Raw genomic sequence first — 13,213 nt, forward strand, 5'->3', positions numbered from 1 at the left:
ACCGGTCAAAGCCAGGCAACCAATCCATGCACAGAAAACGAGCCGGCGCCGGCCTCCCGTCCTGGGGGCCGGCCCGAACTGGTAATATCAGCCTCCAGGCGCACTGATATCCCCGGCGGGTTTACCCCCTGGTTCCTGTCATGTATCCGCAAAGGTGAATTTACGGTCACCAACCCATTTAACAGGAAATCCAGAACCGTACCGGCAAGGCCCGAAAATGTGCATACCATCGTCTTCTGGTCCAAAAACTACGGCCCTTTTATTGGCCTTAACGCCCACAAAATTCTGGCCGACAAAGGATATAACCTTTTTTTTAATTTCACCGTCAATGCAGACAACCCTGTGCTGGAACCCGGTATACCGGCGCTGGCAAGCCGGTTGCAACAGGCAGAGACCCTGGCAAAGGCCCTTTCACCCGAACAAATTGCCTGGCGGTTCGACCCCATCTGTTTTTTTAAAATAAACGGGCAGCCGGGCAACAACCTGAAGGGATTTGCAGCCATTTCCGACCGTATGGCGGATATGGGCATCACCCGCTGCATTACCAGTTTTTACGATCCCTATAAAAAAGTGGACCGGCGAACCAAACACCTTTCCCGCCTTGGAGGGAACCGGGTCGAATTCGTCCAGCCCCCCCTTTCCGCCCGAAAGCGGGTGGTTGAAAAAATGGCAGAACACCTTGGGGAGAAGTCCATTGGCCTCTATCTATGCTGCGAGGCGGGAGTGATGGATGCCATGGGCGAAATCAAAAACCTCCGGGCCAGCGCCTGCATTGACGGCAGTCTTTACCGGGACCTTTTCGGAGGCACACCCAAAACTTCCGGGGATTACGGCCAGCGGCGCAAACAGGGGTGCCGGTGTACCACCTCCGTTGATGTGGGATCATATGACCTCCATCCCTGCCCCCACAACTGCCTGTTCTGCTATGCAAGGACCCAATTTGACGCCATGCAACAATCAATATAGTAAAGCACCATGAAAATAAAAAATTTAGACATACCCGGCATCACTTTTCTGGCCCCTTTGGCCGGCATCACCAACCTCCCCTTCAGGCAACTGGTCAAATCCTGCGGCTGCGCTGTGGTCTGCTCCGAAATGGTCAGTGCCAAAGGCATTTTCTATAATTCGGAAAAAACCATCACCCTGCTAAAGACCGATGACGCCGAACGCCCCCTATCCGTGCAGATCTTCGGTGCGGAACCCGAGTCCATGGCCCGGGCCGCCGCATTTATCGACCAGCTCGGCACGGCCGATATCATCGACATCAATTTTGGATGCAGTGTCAAAAAAGTGGTCAAACAGGGGGCCGGGGTGGCCCTGATGAAAGAACCCGGGCTGGCCAGGGAGATTATCCGGGCCGTAAGAAGCGCCACCAGCCTTCCCTTTACGATTAAAATCCGCTCCGGATGGGACTATTCCGGAGACCAGGCCATCACCCTGGCCAAAATTGCGGAAGACCAGGGCGTGGATGCCATTGCCATGCACCCGCGCACTGCCAGCCAGGGGTTCAAGGGAAAGGCAGCCTGGCCTCTTATCAAACGGCTGAAACAGGAAATCGGGCTCCCGGTTATCGGTAACGGAGACATCAACTCACCTGAAGACGCCGCCCGGATGATGGATGAGACCGGATGCGATGCAGTAATGGCCGGCCGTGCAGCCATGGCCAACCCATTTATCCTTTCCCAGATCGAAGAATTCATATCAACAGGAGGCTATACCCGGCCGGCCCCCCGGGAAATTTTCAGAAAAATGAGAGAACTGACCTGTCTATACGTCAACTATTTCGGAGAGGAAACCGCATGCAAAATGCTCAGGGGAAGGCTATCCTGGTTCGTCAGGGGCATGCCCGGGGCATCGGCGTTCAGAAAATCCCTGTCCCAACTGCACAGCCGGGAAATGACCCTCCAGATAATCAATGAATTTGAATCCGGGCTCAATAAAATTTAAGGACAGGATGCGCGAAAAATACCCGTGTATCGCAACAAATAAAAATCGTAAATAATACTTGACATTGCAACCAAAACAATAGATAAATACCCTGCATTCTGTTAGAATGTGGTTAAAAATATCCATATTATGTTCGCATTTAATCAAGGCTCCCTTAATTCAAAGTCTTGTTTTTATAATAAAATAATTTTTAAGTTGTGCGGCATTGGGTTGGATTCCTAAGGAGGAAACATAACAAATGAACGATTTTTTACAGAGCCTGCGCAATAACCAGGCAGAAAAACCGCGCACCCCTAAAACGCGCAAAAGCTACGACAATTCATATCAGTATTCCAGCGGTCCGAGATTCCATTCATACGGCGGCAGCGGCTACGGCGGAAATACCAGGCCCCCCCAGATGAAACGCCAGCAGATGACCGGGATGCCCCAGGGTGGAAATCAAATGCCGGCTGAAGATCCCAACACCACGCTTCTGGCTGATGTTCTGGACAATCTGAATACCCAGATTGATACCCTGGTCAAAAACCAGGAGTACATGATCACCGTGCAGGAACGGACCGCCGACCTGCTCCAGCGCCAGGCCGATGCCATTGAGATGGTCATGGCCCACCTTAATATGACACCGGACATGGGACTGGCCGAACCGAATTTTGAGAACCATTACGTATCTTCCCAGGAACCGGAAGACGAGATGGACGGCACCGTTGAGGAGCTGCTCAAGGCGGAAATGGAAGAAGAGCGGCGCAAAAGAGAGGCCGCCTCCCAGCCCAAACCCGTATTGAGAAAACGGAGAAAAGTAGTTTCCAGAACAGCGCTCCCCGCTAAAAAGGCAGCCCAGCCCAAAGCCGACGGCAAGCTGATGCCCCGTGAAGAAATCATGGAAATCATCGACTCCATGCGGGAAGAAGGCGCCACCTACGACCAGGTTGCCAAGCGTCTGATCGACCTTGGACAGCCCACATTTTCCGGCCGAGGTGAATGGCACGCCCAGACCATCCACAGGCTCTGCAGCAGAAAGTAAGCCTTTCCGCACTAAAAATTAAACCGGAATACAGGGAAGCCCTTCCCCGTATTCCGGTTTTTTTGTTTTTGCCCGCTAACTGCTCAAGATTTCAGTGAATTTAGATATTCATCCCATTCCGCCGGCAACATCTGCCGTTTTCGTGTATTGCACTCCTTGCAGCAGGGCACCAGATTAAATTTCTCAGACCGTCCGCCCCGTGCGATGGGAATCACATGGTCCATGGTCAGTTCCTTGGCCGTGAACTGCCCCCTGCAATAGTGGCAGACTCCGCTTGAGCGCTTTCTTTTCCACCACTGGCTGGCCCTCAGCTGCCTGGCCTTGGCCCGCTCCTTTTTCAGCACCGCTTCATCGGTGAATGTAAAATAATGATCCATTTTTTCGTCCCTGCCCCGGAATTACACCACCCCGCGCTGAGGCGATACTCAGTTAATAACCAAACTCACTGAGGCGACGTTCATTTGATACCCAGTCCTTGGTCACCTTGACAAAGAGTTTAAGCAGCACCTTGGTGCCCAGCATATCCTCAATGTCTTTCCGGGCGCTGGAACCAATGCGCTTGAGCATTCCGCCCCCTTTGCCGATAATGATGCCTTTCTGGGATTTCCTGACCAGGTGAATGCTGGCATGGATGACGATAAGTTTCTTCTCCACCTCAAAGGCATCAACGGTAACGGCTGAGGAATAAGGGATTTCCATACCGGTCAGCCGGAACACCTTTTCCCGGATGATTTCGCTGACCATGAATTTTTCCGATACATCGGTGAATGTCTCTTCAGGATACAGGGGCGGGCCTTGGGGCAGACAGGCCTCCAGCTCGCCGAGGAGGTCGTCTACCTGAACCCCTTTTTTGGCCGATACCGGCACAATGGCCTTGAACGGATAAAGGTCCCTGAACTCATCCACCAGCTTGTACACATCGGATTTCTGGGAAATATCGATCTTATTCAACCCCAGGACCACCGGCTTTTTTGTAGACTCAAGCCGCCGGATAATCAGTTTTTCCGCAGAATAATTCCTGGCCGCCGTATCCACCATGAACAGGATGAGATCCACATCTTCCATGGCCTGCATGGCCTGGTCCACAATGCGCTGGTTCAATAGGGTGCTGCTCTTATGGATACCCGGGGTATCCAAAAATACAATCTGGGATGCCGGGCGGTTGATGATCCCCAGAATCCGGTCACGGGTGGTCTGGGGTTTTTTGGAGGTAATGGAAATCTTCTGTCCCAGCACATGGTTGAGCAGGGTGGATTTGCCGGCATTGGGGGCTCCGATGATTCCCACGAATCCGGACCGGGTTATTTTATCGTTCATCATTCACCTTCCTCAGTGCCCTCGGCAGCGTCGGCACCATCAGCAGCTTCGGCAGCGTCAGCGTACCATTCAATAAGATTATTGATTTCCTCCCATACCGCCTCCCTTCCCTTCCGGGTCTTGGCGGAAAAAAGGATCACCCCGTTCCTGTCACGGTTGAGCTGGGAACAGATGGCATCCAGCCGTTTGGCCTTTTTGGTTTTGGACAATTTATCCGCCTTGGTGAGCACCACAAGATAGGGCATTTCATGGGACTCCAGCCATTGGGCCAGTTCAAATTCCTCTTTTCTGGGATCCCTGCGGATATCAATTAAAAGAATCAGCCCCAGCAGGTTCTCCCGGGAAGAAAGATATCTTTCCACCATGGGCTGCCACTGGGCCCGCACCTTTTTGGAGACCTTGGCATACCCGTACCCCGGCAGGTCCACCAGGGATAGGTCCCCATTGACCATAAAAAAATTGATAAGCTGGGTGCAGCCCGGCTTTGAACTTGTCTTGACCATATCCTTTCTGTTGATCAGGGTATTGATCAGAGAGGATTTTCCCACATTGGACCGGCCGGCAAAGGCAATCTCAGGGAAATCATACTCCGGATAGTGCTCCGGTTTTACGGCACTTTTGACAAATTCCACCCCGTTAATCTTCATGCGTATTCTTTTAAATATCCTTCCATCCGGTCCATGCCGGTTTTAAGATTTTCCATGGAATTGGCATAGGAAAACCGCAGATACCCCTCCCCGTTGGCCCCGAAATCAATACCCGGGGTCACCCCGATATGGGCCTTGTCCAGAATATCAAAGGCCAGGGCATATGAATCCATGGAAATATGTTTGGCATTGGCAAAGACATAAAAGGCGCCGGTGGGCTCCACGGTGATGCCCAGCCCCATATCTTTCAGGCGCTTCACCACAAATTTGCGGCGCTCATTATAGGTATCCCGCATCATCTGCGTCTCTTTCTCGGCACCGGTAAGGGCGGCGGCCCCGGCCAGCTGGATCACGGAATTGGCGCAGATGAAAAAATTCTGCTGGAGCACCTGCAAAGGCCGGATAAACTCCTGGGGAGCAATCAGGTAGCCCAGGCGCAGCCCGGTCATGGCAAATAGCTTTGAAAAACCGTTGAGCACAAAGGCCCGGTCGGTGAATTCAAAAATGGAATGGTCTTTGCCCACATAGGTCAGCCCGTGGTAAATCTCATCTGAAATGATATAAAGCCCATGCTCCTCAGCCACGGCCACAATCTCCTTCATCCGCTTTTCGGGAATGACATTCCCGGTGGGATTGGAAGGAGAATTAATAAAAATCGCCTTGGTTTTGGGCGTAATCTTTTCCCGGATGGCCTCCGGCGTATAAACAAACCCTTCTTCCTCATGGACCTTTACGGTCACGGGAACGCCCTGGACATAGTGGATGAAATTGGCGTAGCAGGCATAGTGCGGATCGGAGATGATGACCTCATCACCGGGGTCCACCAGGGCAGAAAAAAGCAGCAGCATGGCCGGAGATGTGCCCGAGGTCACCAGGATCTGGCCCGGGTCCACCCGGGTGCCGTAGGTCCGGCGGTGGTAGTCGGAAATGGCCTCCCTGAGCCTCAGATCCCCCAAACTGTGGGTATAGGAAGTCTCGTTCTGGCAAAGCGCCTCAACAGAGACCTTGTTGACACATTCGGGTACATTGAAATCCGGTTCTCCGATTTCCATGTGCACCACGTCAATGCCCTGGGCCTCCATCTTGTGGATTTTTTCCAGTACATCCATCACAATAAAGGGGGTAATCTTTTCACATCTCCTGGCCGCTGTCATCTTAAATCACCTTATTCAACGAGTATTCAATAATACCTTCAGCCCCGGCCTTAAGCAGTTTGGGGATGAGATCCCTGACCACACTGGTTTCAATAATGGTTTCAATGGCAAACCAGTCGGACTGGTAGAGGGAGGCCACCGTCGGGCCCTTGAGGCTGGGCAGCAGATCCACAACCGCCTGCAGGTTGGATTCATGGACGTTCATCTTTATGCCCACCAGCTTGTCCGCCACAAGGGCCGCCTTGAGCAGCATGGCGATCTGTTCGATCTTTTCCCTTTTTGCCGGATCCTCCCAGGCCTTTTTATTGGCGATGAGCTGGGTGTTGGTCTCCATCACCTCGTGGATCACCCTCAGGTTGTGGGCCCGGATGGTGCTTTCGGTTTCCGTAATCTCAACGATGGCATCGGCCAGGCCGGAAACGATCTTTGCCTCGGTGGCCCCCCAGGAAAATTTCACATTGACGTTAATGCCCCGCTCCTTGAAAAACCGCTTGGTAAACTTTACCAGTTCCGTGGAGATGGTCTTGCCTTCCAGGTCTTCCAGGGTCTTGATGGGGGAGTCGCTGGCCACGGCAATGATCCACCGGGCCGGGCGGGCGGACACCTTGGAATAGACCAGGTCGCTGACCACATGGACATCGGATTCGTGTTCCGCAATCCAGTCCAGGCCGGTGAGCCCGGCGTCAATGATGCCGGATTCCACGTTGATGGACATTTCCTGGGCCCGGCAAAGGGCGCATTCAATGGTGTCATCGTCAATATCCGGGAAATAGCTGCGGCCTTCCACGTTGATTTTCCAGCCGGATTTTTTAAACAGGTTGATGGTTGCATTCTGAAGGCTCCCCTTGGGGATGCCGAGTTTTAAAATCTTTTCCATTGGTTATTTACCTTTATTTATATACTTTTTCCGGATCAAAGACCCGTTCTTCAACAATTTTGAATTCATTTCCCTCAACAACCCTGTAAAAACAGCTCTTGTACCCCTTATGGCAGGCAGCCCCGCCCACCTGTTCAACCTTCAGGAGTACGGTGTCGCGGTCGCAGTCCACCCGGATTTCCTTCACATGCTGAACATGGCCTGAGGTCTCTCCTTTTTTCCATAATTTGCTTCTGGAGCGGCTGTAATAAACGGCCACGCCCGAGGCCAGGGTCTCTTCCCAGGCTTCCCGGTTCATATAGGCCATCATCAGGACCTCGCCGGTCTCAGCATCCTGGGCAATTGCCGGGATCAGCCCGCCGGTTTTTTCAAAATCAAGTTCTGCCATGTTGTTTCATCGTCCTTTAATTGTATCGATTCAAACCAAACAAAGAGTATTAAAACCTTTATATTTAATAGTTTGGCATATAAAAGTCAATTTATATATAAAGTATATATGAAATAAAAATAAAAATACTGTATGTTTTTTGTTAATCTCCCGTTGGATTTCATCCCCAATATATTGCCATCTCAAGGGGAATCTGGTAAAAGCAGGTATTTTTTTTACCAAAACATATAAATTTTCGGGACCTTATGACAACCCAAAAGAGCCGCGCTGAAATTCTGAAGAAACGTGGAAAGAAAAAAGAGAGAAGCCTGTTTCGAACCCTATTTAAATGGGTTTTTATTCTTTCATTCATTGCCGCCCTGGCCGGCTGCGCCGGCATTGCCGGACTGTTTTTCTACCTGAGCCAGGACCTGCCTAAAATCAACACCCTAAAAGACTACCGGCCGTCCACGGTTACCAATGTCTACTCGGATGACGGCAGAAAAATCGGCGAGTTCTACAAGGAACGGCGCATTGTCATTCCCCTGGACGAGATGCCCAAAAATCTGACCAACGCCTTTGTTGCCGCAGAGGATTCCAGATTCCGGGAGCACCCCGGCATTGATATCCAGTCCATTGTCCGGGCCTTCATCAAAAACCTAAAGGCCGGAGGCATTGTCCAGGGCGGCTCCACCATTACCCAGCAGGTGACAAAGTCCTTTCTGCTCACCCCGGAACGGACCTACAAACGCAAACTAAAAGAAGCGATTCTCGCCTATCGGATTGAAAAGAAATTCACCAAGGATGAAATCCTTTACCTTTACCTGAACCAGATCTACCTGGGCCACGGTGCCTACGGGGTAGAGGCGGCCGCTGAAAACTATTTCGGCAAACACGCCAAAGACCTTACCCTGGCCGAATGCGCCATGCTGGCAGGCCTTCCCCAGGCCCCAAGCAAGTACAGTCCCTTCAGGTATCCGGACCGGGCCAAACAACGGCAGATCTATACCCTGAACCGGATGAAGGAAGAAGGAATGATCTCCAACCTGGATGTTACCGATGCCATCAATACCAAGCTGGACATCAAGCCCAGGAAAAACTGGTTCATCGAACGGGTCCCCTGCTACACCGAGCATGTCAGGCGCTACGTCGAAAAAAAATACGGTGCTGAAATGCTCTACAACCAGGGCTTGAACATCCACACCGCCGTCAATATCGAACTGCAGAAAATGGCCCGGTCCGCTGTAAAAAAAGGACTCTCCGATCTGGACAAACGGACCGGATACCGGGGCCCCATAAAAAATATCACGGCGCTGCAAATCGAAGGATTCTGCAGGAAAATCAGTGAAGAACTCAAGGGCAGCCTGCCACAGAAAGACGGCATTTACCAGGGCGTGGTCCTGAAAGTGGACGACGAAAACAAGGTCACCCAGGTCCGGGTGGGAGAGTCCTACGGGCTGATCCGACTGGCCACCATGACCTGGGCCAGGAAGCCCAACCCCCAGGTGGCCTATTACCAGACCAAGGTAAAAAGCCCCTCCCAGGTACTCAAACCAGGCGATGTGATCTATGTCAAGGTGCTCAACGAAATCATGGAGGACAACGCATATGAGTTCGCCCTCCACCAGGAGCCCGTGGCCCAGGCCGCCCTGCTGAGCATAGAGGCGGAAACCGGCCATGTCAAAACCATGATCGGGGGCAGGGATTACCGGAACTCCCAGTTCAACCGGGCCTACCAGTCCCGGCGCCAACCGGGTTCCGCCTTCAAGCCGCTGCTTTATGCCGCCGCCCTGGACAAAGGGTATACGGCTGCATCGGTCATTATCGATTCCCCTGTCGTCTTCGAGGATACCGAGCGGGACTTTGTGTGGAAGCCCCACAACTACAAGGAAAAATTCTACGGCCCCACCCTTTTCCGGGAAGCCCTGGCCAAGTCCAGAAATATTGTTACCATCAAGATCCTCCAGGATATCGGTATCGACTATGTTATCGACTATGTCCGAAAACTTGGAATCACCTCGGAAATCAACCGGGATCTTTCCATCTCCCTTGGGTCATCCGGGGTCTCTCTTCTGGAACTCACCAATGCTTATTCGGTATTTTCCAATCTGGGCTACCTCATCGAGCCTGTGTTTATCACCAAGATATACGACAGGGACAACAACCTGCTTGAATCCTCTAAACTGGTCCGAAAAAAAGTCATTGATATGAGCACCGCTTATATCATGACCAGTATCCTGGAAAGCGCGGTCAAAGACGGGACCGGCCGAAGGGTAAAGGCCCTCAAGCGCCCGGTTGCGGGCAAGACCGGCACCACAAACAACCTATACGACGCATGGTTCATGGGCTATACCCCCAGATACACCACCGGCGTCTGGGTGGGCCTGGACCAGGAATCCCCACTGGGCAGAGGCGAGACAGGCTCCAGAGCGGCCAGCCCCATATGGCTGGATTATATGCAGCAGGCCCTTGAAGGCAAACCCGCAAGAACCTTTAACGTCCCCGAGGGTATTGTATTCGCAAAAATAGATGCAAAGACCGGCCTGCTCCCCATTGAAGAGAGCGAAAAAACCATTTTCGAATGCTTTAAGGAAGGCACCGTCCCCACGGAATACACCCCTCGCAGCGATGAAGTGACAGGGTCCGAGGATCTGTTCAAGGAAGGGATTTAAAGACAGAGGCCTCAGGCGAAGGCAGCCGTAATCTCATCCGGGGCCAGGGAGGCATCCGTCGAAAACCCCAGCACAAGCCCGGGATACCGGGCTGCCAGTTTCTCAAAATTGCCTTTTTTATTTCCCTGGAGCCTGGACAGGGATTTGGGATGAACCCTCAGTTGGATTGACCCGGCACCCCGCCCTTCCCGGATCAGGGTGTCAACGGCGTTACAGGCCCGGTCAAGCATCAGGGCCGAGTGGACCAGGTGGCCGAAGGCCGGATGCCAGGGACCGGCCAGCATCTGTCCGGGATCTTCCATCATCTCCCCGGCCTGGAGCCCCATGCGGATTACGGGGACCCCTGCCCCGTTAAAAATTTCCAGCATCGCCTTAACCTGAACCACGGCCTGCTCAAGGGAGAGGGGGAGATACGCCCCACTGGCATACCATCTGGCCAGCTTTGACCCGGCCAGGACCAGCAGAGGATAAATCCGGGCAAGGTCCGGCTTCAGTCCCGCCAGAACCCCGGCCGTTTCAAGGACCGATGCCCTGGTATCCCCGGGCAGGCCGACCATTACCTGAACCCCGATCTTCATCTTTCTTTCCCTGAGCACCCTGACCGCCGCCAGGGTATCCTCCCGGGTATGTCCCCGTTCTGCCTGCTCCAGCACCCGGTTATCCATGGACTGCACGCCAAGTTCCACCAGGTCAAGGCCGTAGGGCTGCACCAGATCCAGGGTCTCCCGGCTGACGGTGTCCGGCCTGGTGGAGCAGCGGATGGATTGGATCGCCCCCCGGTCCACCCAGGGCTTGACACGGTCAAGCAGATCAATCTGCCTTTCCCGGGGAAGGCCTAAAAAATTACCCCCGAAAAAGGCAAATTCCACCCGTCGGCGCTGTCCTTTGAAGGAAAGGTATTCCTGGATCAGGGTCTCAATTTCATCAAGATCAATCCGGCCCCTTCGGCCGGTGATAATGGATTGGTTACAGAATACACATTGATGGGGGCATCCCTGGTGGGGAATGAAATAAGGAATCACCAGAGGGGCGGACATGATGGGTCACCGCCTATAAGGATTCCGGTGCCAGAACGGTCAGGGCATTCCGTGCGGCATCCTGTTCCGCCGCCTTTTTTGTTTTGCCCTGTCCTTTGGCCTCAATGCTGTCCAGGGTCAGGCTGATTTCAAAGGTTTTATCATGGTCCGGTCCCATTTCCCGGGTCACATGATAATCCGGCGTGGTCCCGTAATGTTCCTGGGCATATTCCTGGATGCAGCTTTTATAATCCACGGTTCTGGAGGAAACCAGGATCTGGTTTACCGGCTTATCGAACAGTCTTTTGAGAATCTCCCTGGCCGTATCAAATCCCCCGTCCAGGTATACGGCAGCCACCACCGCCTCAAAGGCATCGGAAAGAATGGAATTTTTATCCGGGCCGCCGGAAAGGAATTCGCCTTTGCCCAGCTTAATATGCCGTCCCAGGTCAATCTTCCGGGCCATACGGGCCAGGCCCGGTTCGCTGACCAGGTTGGACCGGAGTTTGGACAATTCCCCCTCCTGCTTTGAGGGGTCGCCCTCCATGAGCATCTGTCCCACACATAGTCCCACAACGGCATCTCCCAAAAATTCCAGGCGCTCATTATCGGTCTGGCAGCTGCTCTGGTTTTCATTGAGATAAGAACGGTGGCAAAGGGCATTGGATAAGAGGGAGCGGTCCTTGAACCGGTAGTCCAGGTTTTTTTCCAACAGATCCAGACGGGGGCGGGACCTCAGGTCTGCCAGGCGTTCGGTGAGGGCCTTAAACACGCCCATCCCCACCTTGAGGTTTCCTTTCCCCACACCCAGGTCAACCCCCTTGTTGAAACTGCCGTGGAAATCCGAGCCGCCCGTGGCCACAAGATTTCTTTTGCCGGCCAGGGCGGCCAGCGCCTTCTGCTGTTTGGCATCGTGGTCTGTATAGTACACTTCAAGTCCCTGGAGCCCGTCTTCAACAAGCGAATCAATAAAGAGTGCCAGCCCTTTATCATCCTTAAATTCCAATAGCCCCGGGTGGGCCAGTACCGGTACGCCGCCGGCATCCAGGATTAACTGAACGGCATCCTTGCAGGAGATTTTGTATTTTTCCACATAGGCTGGCTTGTCCTTGCCCATATACAGATCAAAAACCGCCCTGAAATTCTTGGCATATCCCTTCTCGACCATCAGTTCTGCAATATGGGGACGACCGGTCTGGCGGGCACCGAACCGGGCTTCCACCTCTGCCATGGAAATGTCAAAGCCAAGCTGATTAAGTTTTTCGATAATTTTGGGATTTCGTTCCTCCCGGGCCTGGACTGCCCGGGTCAGCACCTGGTTAAGCGGCCTGTCGAAAAGGGAGAACCCGTATCCCAGCATATGGATACTGCCCAAATATTTGAATTCCGGAGGCGGGTCGCAGGATATTTCGACCCCGGTGATAACCTCCAGGGGAAGGGAATGACCCTTTGCCTGAATCTCTTTGATTCCCCCAAGGGAATCATGGTCGGTCAGGGCAAGGGCCCTGACTCCTTTTTTATGCGCCAGCTCGAGGATCTCCAAGGGCGAGCAGGAACCGTCCGACGCAGTCGAATGTACGTGAAGGTCAATCAAAAATCAAACTACCGCCATGAACACCGCTTAGATGCCCAGGGCCTTCTCCATATCTTCTTCCCGGGTTTTGCACTCAATGCATTGGGTGGTCACGGGTCTGGCCTTGAGGCGCTCAATGGAAATATCCTCTTCACATTTCTCGCAATAGCCGAAGCTCCCGTTTTCAATCCGTACCAGGGCTTTTTTAATTTTTTTAATCAATTTATGCTCCCGGTCCCGGATACGAAGTTCAAAACTTCTCTCCGCTTCGTGGGAGGCCCGGTCTGTAGGATCGGCGAAATTTTCCTTGGGCTTGGTCATCCCGGTCACCGTGCTGTCCGCATGGGAAAGCAGTTCATTGAGCCGGTCCGTCAACAGGTTTTTAAAATATTCGAGTTCTTCTTTTTTCATGGCGTTGTCCTTGACTTAAAGTATACAACTGCAACCACATCAGAAACAATTATTATACCCGAAATTCAAATAAAGTAAAGAAAATATGAAAAACGGCTTTTAATCATTTGCCCGAGAAAGGCAAATATATTCGTTTTCACTGGACACAAGCATTTAACGAAAAGCCCCCCCACCGCCCGCCTCATTTAATACTCATTGACTGCAGTGACGG

Annotated in this window: 13 protein-coding genes; 4 read left to right on the forward strand and 9 right to left on the reverse strand. The window is 52.7% G+C overall.

Annotated features, from left to right (window positions below; all coding sequences use genetic code 11):
* The first annotated feature begins 78 nt into the window (after positions 1–78).
* The 3 genes from HUN04_09030 (at position 79) to HUN04_09040 (ending at position 2,968) form a co-directional block, all read left to right on the forward strand.
* Positions 79–966, forward strand: coding sequence for a DUF1848 family protein (locus HUN04_09030; GenBank protein ID WDP93223.1), 888 nt, complete (start codon positions 79–81; stop codon positions 964–966).
* Positions 967–975: 9 nt separating this feature from the next.
* On the forward strand, positions 976–1,947 hold the full coding sequence (gene dusB, locus HUN04_09035; GenBank protein WDP89846.1) for a tRNA dihydrouridine synthase DusB: 972 nt from the start codon (positions 976–978) through the stop codon (positions 1,945–1,947).
* 238 nt (positions 1,948–2,185) lie between these two features.
* Positions 2,186–2,968 carry a hypothetical protein gene (locus HUN04_09040; protein ID WDP89847.1) on the forward strand — a complete coding sequence of 261 codons (783 nt, stop codon included), beginning with the start codon at positions 2,186–2,188 and terminating at the stop codon, positions 2,966–2,968.
* 83 nt (positions 2,969–3,051) lie between these two features.
* Here HUN04_09040 and HUN04_09045 read toward each other — a convergent pair whose 3' ends face one another.
* Genes HUN04_09045 through hisI form a run of 6 tightly spaced genes read right to left on the reverse strand, consistent with a single transcriptional unit; the run spans position 3,052 to position 7,351 of the window.
* On the reverse strand, positions 3,052–3,345 hold the full coding sequence (locus HUN04_09045) for an HNH endonuclease (protein WDP89848.1): 294 nt from the start codon (positions 3,343–3,345) through the stop codon (positions 3,052–3,054).
* 52 nt (positions 3,346–3,397) lie between these two features.
* Entirely contained in the window at positions 3,398–4,285 is an 888-nt protein-coding gene (gene era, locus HUN04_09050) for a GTPase Era (protein WDP93224.1), read from the reverse strand.
* Entirely contained in the window at positions 4,285–4,932 is a 648-nt protein-coding gene (locus HUN04_09055) for a YihA family ribosome biogenesis GTP-binding protein (protein ID WDP89849.1), read from the reverse strand. Before HUN04_09055 ends, era begins: the two co-directional genes overlap by 1 nt.
* Positions 4,929–6,086 carry a pyridoxal phosphate-dependent aminotransferase gene (locus HUN04_09060; GenBank protein ID WDP89850.1) on the reverse strand — a complete coding sequence of 386 codons (1,158 nt, stop codon included), beginning with the start codon at positions 6,084–6,086 and terminating at the stop codon, positions 4,929–4,931. The genes HUN04_09055 and HUN04_09060 overlap by 4 nt, the downstream gene beginning before the upstream one ends.
* Before the next feature lies 1 nt (position 6,087).
* The gene (locus HUN04_09065) at positions 6,088–6,963 is read right to left on the reverse strand and encodes an ATP phosphoribosyltransferase (protein WDP89851.1); all 876 of its coding nucleotides are present in this window, start codon (positions 6,961–6,963) and stop codon (positions 6,088–6,090) included.
* Between the two features lie 13 nt (positions 6,964–6,976).
* Entirely contained in the window at positions 6,977–7,351 is a 375-nt protein-coding gene (gene hisI / locus HUN04_09070) for a phosphoribosyl-AMP cyclohydrolase (GenBank protein WDP89852.1), read from the reverse strand.
* A 245-nt stretch (positions 7,352–7,596) separates the two neighbouring features.
* Here hisI and HUN04_09075 point away from each other — a divergent pair, with 245 nt between their 5' ends.
* Positions 7,597–10,002 carry a PBP1A family penicillin-binding protein gene (locus HUN04_09075; GenBank protein ID WDP89853.1) on the forward strand — a complete coding sequence of 802 codons (2,406 nt, stop codon included), beginning with the start codon at positions 7,597–7,599 and terminating at the stop codon, positions 10,000–10,002.
* Positions 10,003–10,013: 11 nt separating this feature from the next.
* Here HUN04_09075 and HUN04_09080 read toward each other — a convergent pair whose 3' ends face one another.
* Genes HUN04_09080 through dksA form a run of 3 tightly spaced genes read right to left on the reverse strand, consistent with a single transcriptional unit; the run spans position 10,014 to position 13,002 of the window.
* Positions 10,014–11,039, reverse strand: a complete 1,026-nt coding sequence (locus HUN04_09080; GenBank protein ID WDP89854.1) for a radical SAM protein — start codon at positions 11,037–11,039, stop codon at positions 10,014–10,016.
* 13 nt (positions 11,040–11,052) lie between these two features.
* Positions 11,053–12,612 carry a ribonuclease III gene (rnc, locus tag HUN04_09085; protein WDP89855.1) on the reverse strand — a complete coding sequence of 520 codons (1,560 nt, stop codon included), beginning with the start codon at positions 12,610–12,612 and terminating at the stop codon, positions 11,053–11,055.
* A 27-nt stretch (positions 12,613–12,639) separates the two neighbouring features.
* Positions 12,640–13,002, reverse strand: a complete 363-nt coding sequence (gene dksA, locus HUN04_09090) for an RNA polymerase-binding protein DksA (protein ID WDP89856.1) — start codon at positions 13,000–13,002, stop codon at positions 12,640–12,642.
* Positions 13,003–13,213: the final 211 nt, after the last annotated feature.

Origin of the sequence: Desulfobacter sp., assembly GCA_028768525.1 — a bacterium.
Classification (GTDB): domain Bacteria; phylum Desulfobacterota; class Desulfobacteria; order Desulfobacterales; family Desulfobacteraceae; genus Desulfobacter.